Source organism: Mycobacterium kyogaense, from assembly GCF_036946525.1.
Taxonomy (GTDB): Bacteria; Actinomycetota; Actinomycetes; order Mycobacteriales; family Mycobacteriaceae; genus Mycobacterium; species Mycobacterium kyogaense_A.
On the sequence record NZ_JAQIIY010000020.1, the window covers coordinates 40,031 to 58,035 of the forward strand.

An 18,005-nucleotide genomic window follows, 5' to 3' on the forward strand; every position below is an offset into this window, starting at 1 on the left:
GTTCAACAGGGCGACGAGGAGAAGTGAATGAGCGACATTCTGGCGGTGGCACGCGAACAGGTGCTCGAGCGGGGTGTCGGCCTCGACCAGGACCAGACGCTGCAGGTACTGCAGCTCTCCGACGACCGTCTCGACGAGCTGCTCGCGCTGGCCCACGAGGTCCGCATGGCCCACTGCGGCCCGGACGTCGAGGTCGAGGGCATCATCAGCCTCAAGACCGGAGGCTGCCCCGAGGACTGCCACTTCTGTTCGCAGTCAGGACTTTTCGCCTCGCCGGTGCGCAGCGCGTGGCTCGACGTGCCGAGCCTGGTGGAGGCCGCCAAGCAGACCGCCAAGACCGGCGCCACCGAGTTCTGCATCGTGGCCGCCGTCCGTGGACCCGACGAGCGGCTGCTGGCCCAGGTGGCTGCCGGCATCGAGGCGATCCGCAACGAGGTCGACATCCAGATCGCCTGCTCGCTGGGCATGCTTACCCAGGAGCAGGTGGATCGCCTGCGGGACATGGGCGTTCACCGCTACAACCACAATCTCGAGACGGCCCAGTCGTTCTTCACCAACGTGGTGACCACCCACACCTGGGAGGAGCGCTGGGAGACGCTGCAGATGGTGCGTGAGGCCGGTATGGAGGTGTGCTGCGGCGGCATCCTCGGGATGGGGGAGACGCTGGAGCAGCGCGCCGAATTCGCTGCCAATCTGGCCGAATTGAACCCGCACGAGGTTCCGCTGAACTTCCTCAACCCGCGCCCGGGCACCCCGTTCGGTGATCTCGAGGTGCTGCCCGCCGCCGAGGCACTCAAGGCCGTCGCCGCGTTCCGGCTCGCCTTGCCGCGCACGATGCTGCGCTTCGCCGGCGGCCGGGAGATCACGCTCGGCGACCTCGGCGCCAAGAAGGGCATTCTCGGCGGCATCAACGCCGTCATCGTCGGCAACTACCTGACCACCCTGGGTCGGCCCGCCGAAGCAGATCTGGAGCTGCTGGAGGATCTGCAGATGCCGATCAAGGCACTCAACGCAAGCCTGTGATGGTGCACGAGCTGCCCGCGCCGGTGGGCGCCGGCGTCTTCAACGTCTACACCGGCGAACCCGCGGGATCGACGGTGCCCACGGCCGCGGCGCTCGGTCTGGAACCCCCGCGGTTCTGCGCCGACTGCGGCCGCCGGATGGTCGTCCAGGTGCGCCCGGACGGGTGGTGGGCCAAGTGCTCACGGCACGGCCAGGTGGATTCGAAGGATCTGGAGCTCTACCGGTGACCGGAGCTCCTACCCAGCCGGTCTCCCGCGTCCACGCCGCGCTGCGGGTCATCGTCGCGCTGGCCGTCGCCGGGGCGCTGTGCGGTGCAGTGTGGGCGTGGCTGGCGCCACCCATCCACAGCGTCGTCGCGCTGACGCGTAGCAACGACCGGGTCAAGGCGTACCTCGGCAACGAGGGCGATCACTTCTTCACCGCCGCGTTCCTGATGGTCGGGTTCCTGTCGGTGCTCGCCGTGATCGCCGCGGTCGCCGTGTGGCAGTGGCGGACCCAGCGCGGACCGGTGATGATGGCGGCCCTGGGCGTGGGCACGATCGTGGCGTCGGCCGCCGCGGTCGGTTCCGGCGCTGCCCTGGCACGAGTGCGCTACGGACACCTCGACGTGGCCGCTGTCGACGTCACCGAGCAGAACCGGGTGAGTTACGTCGTCGAGGCGCCGTCGGTGTTCTTCGGCCACACGCCCCTGCAGGTGGCGCTGACACTGCTGCTGCCGGCAGCCGTCGCGGCGATGGTGTACGTGCTGGGCGCGGTGTCGACCACCCGCGACGATCTCGGGGGCTGGCCTCCGGTCGAGCCGAGTGCCGGGGCTCCTGGGGCTACTGGTCGAACCGCGACAGCGGCTGACGCTCCACCCGTCGCCCCGTCATCACCTTCACCGTGATCTTGCCCAGCGTGAACATGCCCCGGTAGGTCGACGGGTTCAGCAGCGTCGGCCACTTGGTGCGCTTGATGTTCTCGCGCAATGGCTTCCCGGCGAATCGGTCCCGCAGCCAGCGCAGCGTCATCGGCGCCGACATCGGGTGCAGCAGGAGATGCTCGCTGAACAGGTCGCGGTGGTAGGTGACATGCGCACCGCCGCGCACGTAGGTGTGCGCCAGCTCGTCGATGTCGTCGACGGAGATGATGCGGTCGTGGACGGCCTGCACGATCAGTACCGGAACCGACGGAGCGGCCGTGCCCAGCTTGATGCTGTCGAACACGTGCTGCACTTCGGGGCTGAGCAGGATCTCCTCGAGCGGCCGATCGATCAAGTCGGCCATGTCCCGGCCCGCGCACGTGACCATCGCCTGCGCAGTGGTCATCGTCTGGATGCGCTCCAGCAGTGCCTTGCCTTCCGGCGTGGCGTGCTCGGCGATCATGCGGTCCAGGTCGGGGTAGATGTGGCAGAGCGCGGCGACGACGAGCGCAGGCAGGCCCGCGTAGATGCTGCCGTTGAGGCGGCGGAACGTGTGGCCCAGGTCGCCGACCGGCGAGCCGAGTACGGCGCCGACCACGTTGAGTTCCGGCGCGTAGGCGGCCTGTACCTCTGCAGCCCACGCCGAGGCCAGTCCGCCGCCGGAGTAGCCCCACAGTCCGACAGGTGAGTCGGCGGCCAGCCGGAACGTCGGGTGGTTGATGGCGGCCCGGATGCCGTCGAGGATGTGGTAGCCGGGCTCGTAGGGCGCGCCCCACATGCCGGTCGAGCCCTCGTGATCGGGCACCGACACCGCCCAGCCCTCCGCGAGCGCGGCGGCAATCAGCAGGAACTCGAACTGGGCCACGGCGCCGACGGCCTTGGCGCCGCGGCGCAGCGCGTAGGACGGGAAGCACCGGCTGGCCACCGCGTCGATGGCGCACTGGTAGGACACCACCGGCAGCGGCCGCGTGTGGTCGCGCTCGGTCGGGATCAGCACCGTGGTGACGCTGGCCTGCGGATCGCCCTGGAAGTCGGTGGTGCGGTAGAGCAGCTGGGTGGCACTGAATTTCTGCGGGATCAGGCCGAGGAATGCCAGCTCGACCTCGCGGGAGCGGAGCACGGTGCCGGGGTGGGCGTGCTCGTACCCCTCGGGCGGCTCGTAGAACGGATCGTCGGACGGCACCGCCGGTCGCTGCCTGGGGCGAAGCGCCTCATGGTGGGGTTGGCCGATCCAATCGGCCCCTGTCGCCCGCGCCGCGCTGCCCAAGTCCATCCCGGCATTGTTACTTAAGAATGCGCTAAGAAGCCAGTCGACTCACCCGGGCGGGCGCAACGCAGCGAATTCGTCGGTGACCCGATACCGGGCGTCGGCGAACCGGTAGAGCGCCGCCGGACGGCCTCCACTGCGTCCCGAGCGCGCCGTGGTGCCGGTCCGCGTGATCACATGCCGACGCTCCAGCACGCGCTGCAGGTTGGTGGCGTCGACCGGATGCCCCAGGGCGGCACTGTAGATGTCGCGCAGGGTCGACAGTGCGAATTCCCCTGGAGCCAAAGCGAATCCGATGTTCGTGTACGACAGCTTGGCGACCAGACGGGTGCGCGCGTGGTCGACCATCGGACCGTGGTCGAAGGCCATCGGCGGCAGGGCGCCGACGGGGTGCCAGCGGGTGTCGGGGGGCAATTCGGGGGTGGCGGGGGAGGGCACCAGGCCCAGGAATGTGGAGGCGATGGTGCGGTCGCCGGGCACCCGATCGGGTTCGGAGAAGACCGCCAGCTGTTCGAGGTGGGCGAGTTCCCGCAAATCGACCTTCTCGGCGAGCTGACGGCGCACCGAGTCGGTCAGCGTCTCGTCGTGGCCCAGCCGGCCGCCGGGCAGCGCCCAGCGTCCGCGCTGCGGGTCCAGGGCTCGCTGCCACAGCAGGACGTGCAGCGCGCTGTCGCGAACCTGAAACACGGCGGCGAGGACTTCGTGCTGGGTGCTACGATGTGGCATGTTTTCGATTGTAAGTCGAAAACCTCGATCAAGGTAAGGAGACGGCGATGACCGTGCTCGCAACCGACAGTGCCGACCGCATCGTCGACGGCCCCGACGGCTACACCGGTGTCGACGGGGACGCCGCATGGGCGGCCGAGGTGCGTCGACTGCTCGATCTGCGCGGCGCCACGCTGCTGGCTCACAACTACCAGCTGCCGGCCATCCAGGACGTCGCCGATCACGTGGGTGACTCCCTGGCTCTGTCGCGCATCGCCGCCGAGGCGCCCGAGGACACGATTGTGTTCGCCGGGGTGCACTTCATGGCGGAGACGGCCAAGATCCTCTCGCCGGACAAGACGGTGCTGATTCCCGACCAGCGGGCCGGCTGCTCGCTGGCCGATTCCATCACCGCCGACGAGCTGCGGGCCTGGAAGGCCGAGTACCCCGGCGCGGTGGTCGTCTCCTACGTCAACACCACGGCCGCGGTGAAAGCCGAGACCGACATCTGCTGCACGTCGTCCAACGCCGTCGAGGTGGTCGCCTCGATCCCCGCCGACCGCGAAGTCCTGTTCTGCCCGGACCAGTTCCTCGGCGCCCACGTTCGCCGCATGACCGGACGGAAGAACCTGCACGTCTGGGCCGGTGAATGCCACGTGCACGCGGGCATCAACGGGGACGAACTCGCCGAGCAGGCGCGCACCCATCCCGACGCCGAACTGTACGTCCACCCCGAATGCGGATGCGCGACATCGGCTCTCTACCTCGCCGGCGAGGGTGCCTACCCGCAGGAGCGCGTCAAGATCCTGTCCACCGGCGGCATGCTCGACGCTGCGCGGGAGACCGGCGCGCGGCAAGTCCTGGTCGCAACCGAGATCGGCATGCTGCACCAATTGCGCCGTGCCGCACCGGATGTCGACTTCCAGGCCGTCAACGACAGGGCGTCGTGCCGGTACATGAAGATGATCACCCCCCGCGGCCATGCTGCGCTGCCTGGTCGAGGGCGCCGACGAAGTGCACGTCGATCCCGAGACCGCCGCGCGAGCGCGTGCCAGCGTCACGCGGATGATCGAGATCGGGCAGCCCGGCGGCGGGGAATGACCGTCAACGGTGCAGGTTGCGGCGGCTCCGGAGGCTGGCGCCTGCGCGCTGACGTCGTCGTCGTCGGAACCGGGGTGGCCGGTCTGGCCGCCGCGCTGGCCGCGCACCGCGCCGGCCGCACCGTGATACTGCTGAGCAAGGCGGCTGAGACGGCGACGTTCTACGCCCAGGGTGGGATCGCCGTGGTCCTGCCCGACGGCGACGACTCGGTCGACGCGCACGTGGCCGACACCCTCGCCGCGGGTGCCGGGCTGTGCGACGCCGGTGCCGTGCGCTCGATCGTGGCCGACGGGGCCCGCGCGGTCGCCGAATTGGTCGGTGCCGGAGCCCGATTCGACGAGTCGGAGCCGGGCCGATGGGCGCTGACCCGCGAAGGTGGGCACACCCGTCGGCGCATCATCCACTCTGGGGGTGACGCCACCGGCGCGGAGGTGCAGCGCGCTCTCGACCACGCCGCCGCGACGCTCGACATCCGCCGCAACCACGTCGCGCTCGACCTGCTGATCGACGGCGGCGCCGTCGCCGGCGTCTCGGTGCTCAGCGAGGACGGCCCGGGAACCATCTACGCACCGTCGGTCATCCTCGCCACCGGCGGGCTCGGACACCTCTACCGGGCCACGACCAACCCTGAAGGCTCCACGGGAGACGGTGTCGCGCTGGCGATCTGGGCCGGACTGCCGGTCGCCGACGTGGAGTTCGTCCAGTTCCATCCGACCATGCTCTACACCGGCGCTGCCACCGGCCGCCGGCCGCTGATCACCGAAGCGCTCCGTGGAGAGGGCGCGAGACTGATCGACCGCCACGGCGATCCGGTGACGGCCGGTGCGCACCCGATGGGTGATCTCGCACCGCGCGATGTCGTGGCGGCAGCGATCGAGGCTCGTCTCGCCGCCTCCGGCGACCCGTGTGTCTACCTCGACGCCCGCCACGTCGCGGATGTGGCACGCCGGTTCCCGACCGTCACGGCTGCCTGCCTCGCGTCGGGCATCGACCCTGCGCTGCAGCCGATTCCGGTGGTCCCCGGCGCGCACTACAGCTGCGGCGGGGTCGTCACCGACGTGCACGGGCGCACCGCGATCGACGGATTGTTCGCCGCCGGAGAGGTGGCCCGTACCGGCATGCACGGCGCGAACCGCCTGGCGTCCAACAGCCTGCTCGAAGGCCTTGTCGTCGGCGGGCGTGCCGGCATCGCCGCCGCCGAGCACGCCGAGGTGGCCGGGCCGCCCCGGGTGGTCGCTGCAGACCAGCCGCTGCGGCCGGTGCTCGCGCGCCCGTCGTTGCAGCAGGCGATGAGCACCTACGCCTCCGTCGTCCGCGACGAGGACGGGTTGATCCGGCTGGCCGCACAGCTCGACACGGCGGAACCGCGGATGATCGCCTCGCGCAGCACGTTCGAGGACGCCGCGCTCACCGCGGTGGCCGGTGTCGTCGGCGCGGCGGCGCGGGCGCGCACCGAGACCCGCGGCTGCCATCACCGCAGCGATCACCCCGACACCGATCCGGCCCAGGCGGTCAGCATCGTCTGCGGCCCGGTCGCGTCAGGATGCCGGTGATGGCCCCGATGCTCACGGCCGCGGAGGAGGCCGACGCGCGGTCGATCATCTCCCGTGGACTCGACGAGGACCTGCGCTACGGGGCCGACGTCACCACGCTGGCCACCGTGGCCGACGACGCCACCACGACGGCGTCGGTCGTGGCGCGCGAAACGGGCGTCATCGCCGGCGGTGACCTCGCACTGATCGTGTTCGACGACGTGCTCGGCCCAGAGGGCTACCGCGTGACCCACCAGGTGCCCGACGGCACCCGGCTGCAGCCGGGCGAGGCCGCACTGATCGTCGAGGGCCCGACGCGCGGGCTGCTCACTGCCGAGCGCACCATGCTCAACCTGCTCTGCCACCTGTCGGGCATCGCCACGGCCACCGCGGCATGGGTCGATGCGGTGGCGGGCACACAGGCTCGGATCCGAGACACCCGCAAGACTCTTCCGGGGATGCGGTCGCTGCAGAAGTACGCGGTGCGCGTCGGCGGTGGCGTCAACCACCGCATGGGGCTCGGCGACGCGGCGCTGATCAAGGACAACCACGTGGCCGCTGCGGGATCGGTCGTAGAGGCGTTGCGCAGGGTCCGCGAGGTCGCGCCCGATCTGCCATGCGAAGTCGAGGTCGATTCCTTGGAGCAGCTCGACGAGGTGCTCGCCGAGGGCGTCGAACTGGTGCTGCTGGACAACTTCCCGGTGTGGCAGACGCAGATCGCGGTGCAGCGGCGGGCGACGCGCTCGCCGCACACGATGCTGGAGTCCTCGGGCGGCTTGTCGCTGGAGAGCGCCGCCGACTATGCAGGTACTGGCGTCGACTATCTGGCGGTGGGGGCGCTCACGCATTCGGTGCGGGTGCTCGATCTGGGTCTGGACCTGTAGCCGATGCGTGTCTCACCGGCCCTGGCTCTCGCGGTGGCGCTGCTGTCGACCGGCATATCGGCGGCCGCGTTGGTACGCACGCTGGACCGCGATCCCGACTACACCGACGAGCAGCGCTCCGCGGCGACGGCACGGATCTGCACGGCGTTCGACACCGTGCGCGCGGGTGTGGCGACCAACACCAACGTGACCGCACCGCAGGACATCAGCGGTTCGCTGGCCGCCGCCGCCAACGCGCGCCTGGCCTTGACGGACGGCGGGCTGTACCTGCTGGCCCGGCTGGACCCGGCCACGCCGGCCGATCTCGCCGACACGGTCCGGACGTTCGCCGACACCCTGATGGACATCGGCGCGGCCGCCACCGCGGGCGCCCCGAACACCGATCCGGCGCAGGCCAAACGTCTCGAGGCGGCGGAGGCGGCCAGCGCCGCCGTCAGCAACCGCTGCCGCTGATCCTCAGGCCGGCATCGGGCCGCGGCGCAGCAGTGACAGCACGACGGCGGCGGCAGCGAACAGGCCGGCGAACACACGGTTGAGCACGGTCTGCTGCCGCGGGGTGCGCAGCCACGTCAGCAGGCGCACCGCCAGGCCGGTGTAGAGGCCCATCACCACCAGGTCGACGGCGACCATCGTGACTCCGATCGCGACGTACTGCGGCAGCAGCGGCGCGGTCGGCACCACGAACTGGGGCATCACCGCGAGGAAGAACAGCAGCCCCTTCGGATTGGTTGCGTTGACCAAAAAGCCGCGCACAACCAGCGCCCGGCGGCTGCCGGCGACCACCTGGTCGACCTGTGCGCGCAGATCCACTCCGACGCTGCGCCACTGCCGGAACGCGAGATAGGCCAGGTAGGCCACGCCCAGCCATTTGATGATCGTGAACGCGAGGATCGAATTCGCGACCGCGGCGCCCAGTCCGATCGCGACCAGCGTCAGCTGCAGCATCAGCCCGATCTCGAGACCCAGGATGCTCCAGTAGCCCCGGCGCACCCCGTGCGTGAGACCGGTGGCCATCGACTGGATGGCGCCGGCGCCGGGGGAGATCGCGATCAGGATCGCTGCGCCGAAGAACGCCAGCCACATCTGCCAGGTCATGTCGCGCTTCTCACGATGCGATGTCTGCGACGAAGACCCCGGACCGCTTGGCGACCATCTGCGCCATCCGCGGCAGCGAGGGATCGGTGGTGCCGGCCGGCAGCACCCGTGGCCGCACCAGATGGTGGGTGGTACTGCCGATGCGGATGTCGGCTTCGCCGGCGGCCAGCACGTTCTTGACCCAGTTGGTCTTACCGTGCGCCAGCCCGATCGCCAGCACCGATCCTTTGCGGTACGGCGTGACGATCGTCTCGTACTCCGTGCCGGAGGTGCGTCCGCGGTGGTGGATCACCCCGAGCCCCGGCATCCGCTTCGACAGCGGCCGCAGCAGCGGGTTGATGTACTTGATCTGCAGTCTTTCGAACCACGGCGGGAAGATCATCGGAACACCGGGCGCGTTGTTGGGGTGGCTGCTCCTGCTCGGCCGGTCCGGCATGACGCCTCCGATTCTGATTTGTGTGCTCTGGGACAATGGTCAGCGTGAATGTATCGCCACGGCTCCTGCGGCGCATCGACCTGCGTGGCGCGACGCTGTCGGCAGCCGGCCTGCGGACCGCGCTGCCCCGCGGCGGCGTCGACGTCGACGCCGTGCTGCCCAAGGTCCGGCCGATCGTGGAGGCCGTCGCCGAACGCGGCGCCGACGCCGCGCTCGAGTACGGCGCCTCGTTCGACGGCGTGCGGCCCGACCGGGTTCGCGTGCCCGTCGAACAGCTGCGGGCTGCCCTCGACGCGCTCGACGCCGACGTCCGTACCGCGCTGGAGGTCGCGATCGAGCGGGCTCGCGCCGTCCACGCCGATCAGCGCCGCACCGACACCACGACCACGCTCGGCCCGGGCGCGACGGTCACCGAGCGCTGGGTGCCCGTCGAGCGGGTGGGCCTCTACGTGCCCGGCGGAAATGCCGTCTATCCGTCCAGTGTGGTGATGAACGTCGTGCCGGCGCAGACCGCCGGTGTCGAGTCGCTCGTGATCGCCAGCCCACCGCAGAAAGATCATGGTGGGCTGCCGCATCCGACGATCCTGGCCGCCGCCGCCCTGCTGGGCGTCGACGAGGTCTGGGCCGTGGGCGGCGCCCAGGCGGTCGCGCTGCTGGCCTACGGCGGCACGGACACCGACGGGGGCGACCTGGCCCCGGTCGACATGATCACCGGGCCGGGCAACATCTACGTCACCGCGGCCAAGCGGATCTGTCGCTCGCTGGTCGGCATCGACTCCGAAGCTGGCCCCACCGAGATCGCGATCCTGGCCGACCACACCGCAGACCCGGTGCATGTCGCGGCCGATCTGATCAGCCAGGCCGAACACGACGAGATGGCCGCCAGTGTGCTCGTCACCGACAGCATCGCGCTGGCCGATGCCACTGACGCCGAAGTGGCCCGCCAGCTGGAGACGACGGTGCACCGCGAGCGCGTGGGCACGGCGCTGAGCGGTCAGCAGTCGGCGATCGTGCTGGTCGACGACATCAACACCGGACTGCGCGTGGTCAACGCCTACGCTGCCGAACACCTGGAGATCCAGACCGTCGACGCGGCCGGCGTCGCCGCGCGGGTCCGCTCCGCGGGCGCGATCTTCGTCGGGGCCTGGTCTCCGGTGAGCCTCGGCGACTACTGCGCCGGCTCCAACCACGTCCTGCCGACGGCCGGTTGCGCACGGCACTCCAGCGGGCTGTCGGTGCAGACGTTCCTACGCGGCATCCACGTCGTGGACTACACCGAGGCAGCGCTCAAAGACGTTGCCGGACATGTCATCACACTCGCCAACGCGGAGAACCTGCCCAGCCACGGGGAAGCGGTGCGGCGGAGGTTCGAGAGGTGAACCCCGGCCAGACCACCACGCTCGGCGACCTGCCGCTGCGCGAAGACCTGCGCGGCAAGTCGCCGTACGGGGCGCCGCAGCTCTCCGTGCCGGTGCGGTTGAACACCAACGAGAACCCGCACCCGCCGACCCAAGCGCTCGTCGACGACGTCGCCGCATCGGTGCGTGAGGCCGCCGCCGAACTGCACCGCTACCCCGACCGCGACGCCGTGGCGCTGCGCACCGATCTCGCCGCCTACCTGACGGCTCAGACGGGTGTCGCCGTCGGAGTCGAGAACGTTTGGGCCGCAAACGGTTCCAACGAGATCCTGCAGCAGCTCCTGCAGGCGTTCGGTGGGCCGGGCCGCAGCGCGATCGGATTCGTGCCGTCCTACTCGATGCACCCGATCATCTCCGACGGGACCCAGACGCGGTGGCTGGCCGCGCACCGCGCCGATGATTTCGGCCTCGATGCCGCGGTCGCGGCCACCGCGATCAAGGAGCACCGCCCCGACGTCGTGTTCGTCACCAGCCCGAACAACCCGTCCGGGCAGAGTGTTTCGCTCGACGACCTGCGCCTGCTCCTCGACGCGATGGCCGGTGGCGTGATGATCGTCGACGAGGCCTACGGCGAATTCTCCTCGCAGCCCAGCGCGCTCGCACTGATCGACGAATACCCGAGCCGGGTCGTGGTGTCGCGCACGATGAGCAAGGCGTTCGCGTTCGCGGGCGGCCGGCTGGGTTACCTGGTGGCGGCCCCCTCAGTCGTGGACGCGATGCTGCTGGTCCGGCTGCCGTATCACCTGTCTTCGCTCACCCAGGCCGCGGCCCGGGCAGCGTTGCGCCACGCCGACGACACGCTCGGCAGTGTCGCGACGCTGATCAGCGAACGTGAGCGGGTCGCTGCGGCGTTGACGGACATGGGTTTCCGGGTCATCCCCAGCGACGCCAACTTCCTGCTGTTCGGCGAGTTCGCCGATGCTGCCGCGACTTGGCAGTCCTACCTCGAGGCCGGGGTGCTGATCCGCGACGTCGGCATCCCCGGATACCTGCGCACCACGATCGGCCTGGCCGACGAGAACGACGCACTGCTGAACGCCAGTGCCCGACAAGGAGTGAAGTGAGCCGTCCCCACAGGTATGCGAAGGTCGAACGCAAGACCAAGGAATCCGACATCGTCGTCGAGTTGGACCTCGACGGCACCGGGCAGGTGAGCATCGACACCGGTGTGCCGTTCTTCGACCACATGTTGACCTCGCTGGGCACCCACGCCCGATTCGACCTCACGGTGAAAGCCGTGGGAGACATCGAGATCGAGGGCCACCACACGATCGAGGACACCGCGATCGTGCTGGGTCAGGCGCTCGGTCAGGCGCTCGGCGACAAGAGCGGTATCCGCCGTTTCGGAGACGCGTTCATCCCGATGGACGAGTCTCTGGCGCATGCCGCCGTCGACGTCTCGGGCCGGCCGTACTTCGTGCACACCGGGGAGCCGGAGTTCATGGTCAGCTTCACGATCGCTGGCTCGCAGGCGCCGTACCACACCGTGGTGAACCAGCACGTCTTCGAATCGTTGGCCTTCAACGCGCGCATCGCGCTGCACGTGCGCACGCTGTACGGGCGCGATCCGCACCACATCACCGAGGCGCAGTACAAGGCCGTCGCGCGCGCACTGCGTGAGGCCGTCGAGTACGACGAGCGGGTCAGCGGCGTGCCGTCGACCAAAGGGACGCTGTAAGAGTGACGCTGTGAGAGTGACACTGTGACAACGAAACTCGTGGTGTTGGACTACGGTTCGGGAAACCTGCGGTCGGCTCAGCGGGCGCTCGAGCGGGTCGGTGCAGAGGTCGAGGTGACCGCTGATCCCGGCGCCGCGATGGCCGCCGACGGTCTGGTGGTACCCGGCGTGGGGGCGTTCGAGGCCTGCATGACCGGGCTGCGTGCGGTCGGCGGCGAGAAGATCATCGCCGACCGCGTCGCAGCCGGGCGGCCGGTGCTCGGCGTGTGCGTCGGGATGCAGATTCTGTTCGCCCGCGGCGTCGAGTTCGGCGTCGAATCGACCGGCTGCGGGCAGTGGCCGGGCGCGGTGGTCCGCCTCGACGCGCCGGTGATCCCGCACATGGGCTGGAACGTCGTCGACGCCCCCGCCGACAGCGTGCTGTTCCGGGGCATGGACCCCGCGACCCGCTTCTACTTCGTGCACTCCTATGCGGCCCAGCAGTGGGAGGGCGACCCGGATGCGGTCCTGACGTGGGCCACCCACCACGTGCCGTTCCTGGCGGCCGTCGAGGCAGGTCCGTTGTCGGCCACGCAGTTCCACCCCGAGAAGAGTGGGGATGCCGGTGCCGAATTGCTGTCCAACTGGATCGGGGCGCTAAGTTGACCGGCGTGAATGCACCGAAACTGGTCCTGTTGCCCGCCGTCGACGTGGTGGAGGGGCGCGCTGTGCGCCTCGTGCAGGGTCAGGCCGGCAGCGAGACCGAATACGGCTCAGCACTCGATGCGGCGATGACGTGGCAGCGCGACGGCGCCGAGTGGATCCATCTGGTGGATCTGGACGCCGCGTTCGGCCGTGGTTCGAACCGGGAGTTGCTCGCCGAGGTGGTCGGCACGCTCGACGTGGCGGTCGAACTCTCCGGCGGCATCCGGGACGACGAGTCGCTCGCGGCGGCGCTGGCCACCGGCTGCGCCCGCGTCAACCTCGGTACGGCGGCGTTGGAGAACCCGCAGTGGTGCGCACGCGCGGTGGCCGAGCACGGCGAGAAGGTAGCCGTCGGCCTGGACGTGTTGATCGCTGACGGTGAGCACCGGTTACGCGGCCGTGGCTGGGAGACCGACGGCGGCGATCTGTGGACGGTGCTCGAGCGCCTCGACCGCGAGGGCTGCTCACGCTTCGTCGTCACCGACGTCACCAAGGACGGCACGCTGAACGGGCCGAACCTCGAGCTGCTCTCGTCGGTGTGCGAGCGCACCGACGCGCCGGTGATCGCGTCGGGCGGGGTGTCCAGTCTGGACGACCTGCGCGCGATCGCGACGCTGACCGGAACCGGCGTCGAAGGGGCAATCGTCGGAAAAGCCTTGTACGCAGGCCGTTTCACGCTGCCTGAGGCTCTGGCCGCGGTCGGCACGTGACGGTCGACGCGCGCCAGCTCGGCGAGCTGCTCGACACGGCCGCGGGGGTTCTCGACGGCGCTTCGGCACAGTTCATCGCCGGTCACGGCGCCGATTCCGCAGTGGCCAAGAAGGGCAACGACTTCGCCACCGAGGTGGACCTCGCGATCGAGCGCCGCGTGGTCGCCGAGCTGCAGCGGCTCACCGGGATCGGGGTGCACGGCGAGGAGTTCGGCGGCGAGTCCATCGATTCGGAGATGGTGTGGGTCCTCGATCCCATCGACGGGACGTTCAACTACGCGGCGGGATCGCCGATGGCGGCGATGCTGCTGGGTCTGCTGGTCGACGGTGAGCCGGCACTGGGGCTGACGTGGCTGCCGTTCATGGGGCAGCGCTACACCGCGGTGGTCGGCGGACCGGCGCGCTGCAACGGCCAGGAACTGCCGCGGCTGGACCGCGCCGGCCTCGACGACGCGATCGTCGGCACCGGCACCTTCAACGTCGAATCGCGCGGCCGCTATCCGGGCCGGTACCGGGCGACAGTCCTGGCCAACCTGAGCAGGCAGTGTTCGCGCATGCGGATGCACGGCGCCACGGGTATCGATCTCGCCTACGTCGCGGCGGGAATCCTCGGCGGAGCCATGAGTTTCGGTCACCACATCTGGGATCACGCCGCGGGTGTCGCGCTGGTGCGCGCCGCGGGCGGCGTCGTCACCGATCTGGCGGGGGAGCCGTGGACGGTGACGTCCCCGTCGGCGCTGGTCGCGGCGCCGGGCGTGCACGAGGAGATGCTCGACATCATCAGCTCGGCCGGCGACCCCAAGGACTATCTGTGAGCACCGGCGGTGACGTCGCGACCCGCGTGATCCCGTGCCTTGACGTCGATGCCGGCCGCGTCGTCAAGGGTGTGAACTTCGAGAACCTGCGCGATGCGGGCGATCCCGTGGAGTTGGCCGCGGTCTACGACGCCGAGGGCGCAGACGAACTGACGTTCCTGGACGTCACGGCGTCGTCGTCGGGGCGGTCCACGATGCTCGAGGTGGTGCGCCGCACCGCCGAGCAGGTGTTCATCCCGCTGACCGTCGGCGGCGGCGTGCGCTCGGTCGCCGACGTGGACATGCTGCTGCGTGCCGGCGCTGACAAGGTGTCGGTCAACACGGCCGCGATCGCGCGCCCGGAGTTGCTCTCGGAGTTGTCGCGGCAGTTCGGTTCGCAGTGCATCGTGCTCTCGGTCGACGCGCGCACCGTGCCGGAGGGCTCGCAGCCCACGCCGTCGGGCTGGGAGGTCACGACGCACGGCGGGCGCCGCGGGACGGGTATCGACGCGGTCGAATGGGCGACCCGCGGTGCCGAACTCGGGGTCGGGGAGATCCTGCTGAACTCCATGGACTTCGACGGCACGAAAGCCGGATTCGATCTGACGATGCTGCGTGCGGTGCGCGGGGCGGTGTCGGTGCCGGTGATCGCCAGCGGCGGTGCCGGTGCCGTGGAACATTTCGCGCCCGCGGTTGTTGCAGGCGCCGACGCCGTGCTGGCGGCCAGCGTGTTCCACTTCAAGCAGCTGACCATCGGCGAAGTGAAGGCGGCGATGAAGGCGGAAGGTATCACGGTCCGATGAGCGCTTGCGCGAAGAGTAAAGGGCAGCGATGAGCGCTCTGGACCCCGAGATCGCGCAGCGGCTCAAGCGCAACGCCGACGGCCTGTTCGCCGCCGTGGTGCAGGAGCGCGGCACCGGTCAGGTGCTGATGGTCGCGTGGATGGACGACGACGCTCTAGCTCGCACGCTGGAAACCCGTGAGGCGACGTACTTTTCGCGTTCGCGTGGCGAGCAGTGGATCAAGGGCGCGACGTCGGGCCACACGCAGCGGGTGCACTCGGTGCGCCTGGACTGCGACGGCGACACCGTGCTGCTGGAAGTCGACCAGGTCGGCGCGGCGTGCCACACCGGCGATCACACGTGCTTCGACGCCGATCTGCTGCTGGGTCAGGCCGACTGACGTTTGCGCAGGGTCTGCAGCGCCTTGTCGGCGTGGCTGTCCATGCTGATCTCGCTGGCGATCACGTCGAGCACGGTGCGGTCGGTGTCGATCACGAACGTGGTGCGCTTGACGGGTAGGAACTTGCCCAGCAACCCACGCTTGACCCCGAACTGCTCGGCGACGGTGCCGTCGGTGTCCGAGAGCAGCGGGTAGTCGAACTTCTGCTGGTCGGCGAAGCGCGCCTGCTTGTCGACGGCGTCGGCGCTGATGCCGACGCGGGTGGCGCCCACGGCGGCGAATTCGGCGGCCAGATCGCGGAAGTGGCACGCCTCCTTGGTGCATCCGGGCGTCATCGCGGCGGGATAGAAGAACAGCACGATCGGCCCGTCGGCGAGCAGTTCGGTCAGCGACCGCGTCGAGCCGGTCTGGTCGGGCAGGGAGAACTCGGCCACGGTGTCGCCACGATTCATGGTTTACAACCTACGTCTGGGAGAATGCCCACGTGCAGTCCACCGCCAGTCTCACTGTGACGACATCGCGTGAGGACTTCCGGGTGCTGGCCGCCGAGCATCGTGTGGTGCCGGTGACCCGCAAGGTGCTCGCGGACAGCGAGACGCCGCTCTCGGCGTACCGCAAGCTCGCCGCCAACCGCCCCGGAACATTCCTCCTGGAGTCCGCGGAGAACGGACGGTCGTGGTCGCGGTGGTCGTTCATCGGCGCGGGCGCGCCGTCGGCGTTGACCGTGCGCGACGGCAAGGCGGCGTGGCTGGGCGTCACCCCGCAGGACGCCCCGTCGGGCGGCGATCCGCTGGAGGCACTGCGCTCGACGCTGACTCTGCTGCAGACCGCGCCGCTGCCCGGTCTGCCCCCGCTGTCCTCAGGTCTGGTCGGGTACTTCGCCTACGACTTCGTGCGGCGGCTCGAGCGGCTGCCCGAACTCGTGGTCGACGATCTCGGGTTGCCCGACATGGTGTTGCTGCTGGCCACCGACATCGCCGCGGTGGACCACCACGAGGGCACCATCACGCTGATCGCCAATGCGGTGAACTGGAACGGCACCGACGAGCGTGTCGACGAGGCCTACGACGACGCCGTCGCCCGACTGGACGTCATGACCTCGGCGCTGGCCGAACCGCTGGCCTCGACGGTGGCCACGTTCTCCCGGCCCGCCCCGCTGCACCGTTCGCAGCGCACGGTCGAGGAGTACACCGCGATCGTCGACAAGCTGGTCGGTGACATCGAGGCGGGTGAGGCCTTCCAGGTGGTGCCTTCGCAGCGCTTCGAGATGGACACCGACGCCGACCCGTTGGACGTCTACCGGATGCTGCGGGTCAGCAACCCCAGCCCATACATGTACCTGCTCAACGTTCCCGACGGCGATGGCGAGCTGGACTTCTCGGTCGTCGGCTCGAGCCCCGAAGCCCTGGTGACGGTCAAGGACGGCCGGGCCACCACGCACCCGATCGCCGGGACCCGCTGGCGCGGTGAGACCGAGGAGGAGGACGTCCTTCTCGAGAAGGAACTCCTCTCCGACGAGAAGGAACGCGCGGAGCATCTGATGCTGGTCGACCTCGGCCGCAACGATCTGGGCCGGGTGTGCCGCCCGGGCACGGTCAAGGTCGAGGACTACAGCCACGTCGAGCGCTACAGCCACGTCATGCACCTCGTGTCGACGGTGACCGGTCTGCTGGCCGACGGCAAGACGGCACTGGACGCGGTGACGGCCTGTTTCCCGGCGGGCACGCTCTCGGGTGCGCCCAAGGTCCGCGCGATGGAGTTGATCGAAGAGGTGGAGAAGACCCGGCGCGGCCTCTACGGCGGGGTGCTGGGATATCTGGACTTCGCCGGCGACGCCGACTTCGCGATCGCGATCCGCACCGCGCTGATGCGGCGCGGCACCGCCTACGTGCAGGCAGGCGGCGGCGTCGTCGCCGACTCCAACGGCCCGTACGAGTACAACGAGGCCGCGAACAAGGCCCGCGCTGTGCTCAACGCTGTCGCCGCGGCCGAGACGCTGAGCGAGCCGTGACGCGTCTCGGGCAGCTCGCGCTGATTCTGGCCGCGGTGGCGCTGTGGGGGGCCTCCCGTCTGACGTGGGTGCAGGTCTCCTCGTTCGACGGGCTGACCCATCCGAAGACCGACGATCTGACGGGCGCGACGTGGTCGACGGCGCTGATACCGCTCGCCCTGGTGGTGTTGGCGGCCGCGGTGGCGGCGTTGGCGGTGCGGGGCTGGCCGATGCGCATCCTCGCGGTCCTCGTCGCCGGGGCCAGCGCGGCGATGGGCTACCTGGCGATCAGCCTGTGGGTGGTGCCCGATGTCGGCGCCCGCGCCGCGCGTCTGGCGGAGGTGCCGATCACCGCACTGGTGGGCACCGAACGACACTCCACGGGTGCGGTGCTCACGCTGGTGGCGGCAGCTCTGTCGCTGCTCGGGGCGGTTCTGCTGCTGCGCTCGTCGACTCGTGCCGCCGGCGACACCGCCCGTTACGCGCGCCGACCGGCCGAGACCGCGGACACCGGCGATGCGATGTCGGAGCGGATGATCTGGGACGCGCTCGATGCCGGGAACGACCCGACCACGACGGACAAGAAGGGGCGGTGACGGGCTGTG

21 protein-coding genes and 1 pseudogene are annotated in these 18,005 nt (G+C 69.9%); 17 read left to right on the forward strand and 5 right to left on the reverse strand.

Annotation, left to right across the window (positions count from 1 at the left end):
- Window positions 1-27 precede the first annotated feature (27 nt).
- From bioB to PGN37_RS17680, 3 genes are read left to right on the forward strand one after another with little or no spacing between them, the layout of a single operon-like run.
- Window positions 28-1,023, forward strand: a complete 996-nt coding sequence (bioB, locus tag PGN37_RS17670) for a biotin synthase BioB (protein ID WP_335332309.1) — start codon at window positions 28-30, stop codon at window positions 1,021-1,023.
- Entirely contained in the window at window positions 1,023-1,250 is a 228-nt protein-coding gene (bsaP, locus tag PGN37_RS17675; RefSeq protein ID WP_046364696.1) for a biotin synthase auxiliary protein BsaP, read from the forward strand. The genes bioB and bsaP overlap by 1 nt, the downstream gene beginning before the upstream one ends.
- A complete protein-coding gene (locus PGN37_RS17680) occupies window positions 1,247-1,909 on the forward strand; it encodes a DUF2567 domain-containing protein (RefSeq protein WP_335332310.1) in 663 nt (220 codons plus the stop codon). The genes bsaP and PGN37_RS17680 overlap by 4 nt, the downstream gene beginning before the upstream one ends.
- On the opposite strand, the gene PGN37_RS17685 is transcribed toward PGN37_RS17680, so the two are convergent.
- Both PGN37_RS17685 and PGN37_RS17690 read right to left on the reverse strand, forming a co-directional pair.
- Window positions 1,845-3,197: a lipase family protein gene (locus PGN37_RS17685; RefSeq protein ID WP_335332311.1), complete on the reverse strand. Its 1,353-nt coding sequence runs from the start codon at window positions 3,195-3,197 to the stop codon at window positions 1,845-1,847. The genes PGN37_RS17680 and PGN37_RS17685 overlap by 65 nt on opposite strands.
- A 42-nt stretch (window positions 3,198-3,239) precedes the next feature.
- Window positions 3,240-3,917: an NUDIX hydrolase gene (locus PGN37_RS17690; RefSeq protein WP_335332312.1), complete on the reverse strand. Its 678-nt coding sequence runs from the start codon at window positions 3,915-3,917 to the stop codon at window positions 3,240-3,242.
- Between the two features lie 47 nt (window positions 3,918-3,964).
- Here PGN37_RS17690 and nadA point away from each other — a divergent pair.
- The 4 genes and pseudogenes from nadA (at window position 3,965) to PGN37_RS17710 (ending at window position 7,866) form a co-directional block, all read left to right on the forward strand.
- Window positions 3,965-4,997 (forward strand): annotated as a pseudogene (gene nadA / locus PGN37_RS17695) (quinolinate synthase NadA).
- Window positions 4,994-6,550: an L-aspartate oxidase gene (locus tag PGN37_RS17700; protein ID WP_335332313.1), complete on the forward strand. Its 1,557-nt coding sequence runs from the start codon at window positions 4,994-4,996 to the stop codon at window positions 6,548-6,550. The pseudogene nadA and the gene PGN37_RS17700 overlap by 4 nt, the downstream one beginning before the upstream one ends.
- An 8-nt stretch (window positions 6,551-6,558) precedes the next feature.
- On the forward strand, window positions 6,559-7,413 hold the full coding sequence (nadC, locus tag PGN37_RS17705) for a carboxylating nicotinate-nucleotide diphosphorylase (RefSeq protein WP_335332384.1): 855 nt from the start codon (window positions 6,559-6,561) through the stop codon (window positions 7,411-7,413).
- Between the two features lie 3 nt (window positions 7,414-7,416).
- Window positions 7,417-7,866, forward strand: a complete 450-nt coding sequence (locus PGN37_RS17710; RefSeq protein WP_335332314.1) for a hypothetical protein — start codon at window positions 7,417-7,419, stop codon at window positions 7,864-7,866.
- Between the two features lie 3 nt (window positions 7,867-7,869).
- Here PGN37_RS17710 and PGN37_RS17715 read toward each other — a convergent pair whose 3' ends face one another.
- Both PGN37_RS17715 and PGN37_RS17720 read right to left on the reverse strand, forming a co-directional pair.
- Window positions 7,870-8,508 carry a LysE family transporter gene (locus tag PGN37_RS17715; protein ID WP_335332315.1) on the reverse strand — a complete coding sequence of 213 codons (639 nt, stop codon included), beginning with the start codon at window positions 8,506-8,508 and terminating at the stop codon, window positions 7,870-7,872.
- A gap of 10 nt (window positions 8,509-8,518) precedes the next feature.
- On the reverse strand, window positions 8,519-8,944 hold the full coding sequence (locus PGN37_RS17720) for a nitroreductase family deazaflavin-dependent oxidoreductase (RefSeq protein WP_335332316.1): 426 nt from the start codon (window positions 8,942-8,944) through the stop codon (window positions 8,519-8,521).
- Between the two features lie 35 nt (window positions 8,945-8,979).
- Between PGN37_RS17720 and hisD the strand changes: the two genes are divergently transcribed.
- From hisD to hisI, 8 genes are read left to right on the forward strand one after another with little or no spacing between them, the layout of a single operon-like run.
- Window positions 8,980-10,323: a histidinol dehydrogenase gene (hisD, locus tag PGN37_RS17725; RefSeq protein ID WP_335332317.1), complete on the forward strand. Its 1,344-nt coding sequence runs from the start codon at window positions 8,980-8,982 to the stop codon at window positions 10,321-10,323.
- Window positions 10,320-11,426, forward strand: coding sequence for a histidinol-phosphate transaminase (locus PGN37_RS17730; protein ID WP_335332318.1), 1,107 nt, complete (start codon window positions 10,320-10,322; stop codon window positions 11,424-11,426). Before hisD ends, PGN37_RS17730 begins: the two co-directional genes overlap by 4 nt.
- A complete protein-coding gene (hisB, locus tag PGN37_RS17735; RefSeq protein WP_335332319.1) occupies window positions 11,423-12,040 on the forward strand; it encodes an imidazoleglycerol-phosphate dehydratase HisB in 618 nt (205 codons plus the stop codon). Before PGN37_RS17730 ends, hisB begins: the two co-directional genes overlap by 4 nt.
- 24 nt (window positions 12,041-12,064) lie before the next feature.
- A complete protein-coding gene (hisH, locus tag PGN37_RS17740) occupies window positions 12,065-12,685 on the forward strand; it encodes an imidazole glycerol phosphate synthase subunit HisH (RefSeq protein WP_335332320.1) in 621 nt (206 codons plus the stop codon).
- A 20-nt stretch (window positions 12,686-12,705) separates the two neighbouring features.
- Window positions 12,706-13,434 (forward strand): bifunctional 1-(5-phosphoribosyl)-5-((5-phosphoribosylamino)methylideneamino)imidazole-4-carboxamide isomerase/phosphoribosylanthranilate isomerase PriA, encoded by a 729-nt coding sequence (gene priA, locus PGN37_RS17745; RefSeq protein WP_335332385.1) that lies wholly within the window; start codon window positions 12,706-12,708, stop codon window positions 13,432-13,434.
- Window positions 13,431-14,249 carry an inositol monophosphatase family protein gene (locus PGN37_RS17750; RefSeq protein WP_335332321.1) on the forward strand — a complete coding sequence of 273 codons (819 nt, stop codon included), beginning with the start codon at window positions 13,431-13,433 and terminating at the stop codon, window positions 14,247-14,249. The genes priA and PGN37_RS17750 overlap by 4 nt, the downstream gene beginning before the upstream one ends.
- Complete coding sequence (gene hisF / locus PGN37_RS17755) at window positions 14,246-15,031, forward strand: imidazole glycerol phosphate synthase subunit HisF (RefSeq protein WP_335332322.1); 786 nt, start codon at window positions 14,246-14,248, stop codon at window positions 15,029-15,031. The genes PGN37_RS17750 and hisF overlap by 4 nt, the downstream gene beginning before the upstream one ends.
- A gap of 28 nt (window positions 15,032-15,059) precedes the next feature.
- Window positions 15,060-15,410, forward strand: a complete 351-nt coding sequence (hisI, locus tag PGN37_RS17760) for a phosphoribosyl-AMP cyclohydrolase (protein ID WP_335332323.1) — start codon at window positions 15,060-15,062, stop codon at window positions 15,408-15,410.
- Here the strand turns inward: hisI and PGN37_RS17765 are convergent.
- Entirely contained in the window at window positions 15,398-15,862 is a 465-nt protein-coding gene (locus PGN37_RS17765; RefSeq protein WP_335332324.1) for a peroxiredoxin, read from the reverse strand. The two genes, hisI and PGN37_RS17765, sit on opposite strands and share 13 nt — an antisense overlap.
- 32 nt (window positions 15,863-15,894) lie before the next feature.
- On the opposite strand from PGN37_RS17765, the gene PGN37_RS17770 reads away from it, so the two are divergent.
- Both PGN37_RS17770 and PGN37_RS17775 read left to right on the forward strand, forming a co-directional pair.
- The gene (locus PGN37_RS17770; RefSeq protein WP_335332325.1) at window positions 15,895-17,421 is read left to right on the forward strand and encodes an anthranilate synthase component I; all 1,527 of its coding nucleotides are present in this window, start codon (window positions 15,895-15,897) and stop codon (window positions 17,419-17,421) included.
- Window positions 17,418-17,996: a TIGR02234 family membrane protein gene (locus PGN37_RS17775; protein WP_335332326.1), complete on the forward strand. Its 579-nt coding sequence runs from the start codon at window positions 17,418-17,420 to the stop codon at window positions 17,994-17,996. The genes PGN37_RS17770 and PGN37_RS17775 overlap by 4 nt, the downstream gene beginning before the upstream one ends.
- The last annotated feature ends 9 nt before the right edge of the window (window positions 17,997-18,005 follow it).

Bases quoted from the DNA above. Each gene is read 5' to 3' on its own strand.
- PGN37_RS17690 (WP_335332312.1), bottom strand. From the start codon at position 3,917: ATGCCACATCGTAGCACCCAGCACGAAGTCCTCGCCGCCGTGTTTCAG.
- PGN37_RS17700 (WP_335332313.1), top strand. From the start codon at position 4,994: ATGACCGTCAACGGTGCAGGTTGCGGCGGCTCCGGAGGCTGGCGCCTG.
- PGN37_RS17720 (WP_335332316.1), bottom strand. From the start codon at position 8,944: ATGCCGGACCGGCCGAGCAGGAGCAGCCACCCCAACAACGCGCCCGGT.
- hisD (WP_335332317.1), top strand. From the start codon at position 8,980: ATGGTCAGCGTGAATGTATCGCCACGGCTCCTGCGGCGCATCGACCTG.
- bsaP (WP_046364696.1), top strand. From the start codon at position 1,023: ATGGTGCACGAGCTGCCCGCGCCGGTGGGCGCCGGCGTCTTCAACGTC.
- PGN37_RS17715 (WP_335332315.1), bottom strand. From the start codon at position 8,508: ATGACCTGGCAGATGTGGCTGGCGTTCTTCGGCGCAGCGATCCTGATC.
- bioB (WP_335332309.1), top strand. From the start codon at position 28: ATGAGCGACATTCTGGCGGTGGCACGCGAACAGGTGCTCGAGCGGGGT.
- PGN37_RS17765 (WP_335332324.1), bottom strand. From the start codon at position 15,862: ATGAATCGTGGCGACACCGTGGCCGAGTTCTCCCTGCCCGACCAGACC.
- hisI (WP_335332323.1), top strand. From the start codon at position 15,060: ATGAGCGCTCTGGACCCCGAGATCGCGCAGCGGCTCAAGCGCAACGCC.
- nadC (WP_335332384.1), top strand. From the start codon at position 6,559: ATGCTCACGGCCGCGGAGGAGGCCGACGCGCGGTCGATCATCTCCCGT.
- PGN37_RS17710 (WP_335332314.1), top strand. From the start codon at position 7,417: ATGCGTGTCTCACCGGCCCTGGCTCTCGCGGTGGCGCTGCTGTCGACC.
- PGN37_RS17685 (WP_335332311.1), bottom strand. From the start codon at position 3,197: ATGGACTTGGGCAGCGCGGCGCGGGCGACAGGGGCCGATTGGATCGGC.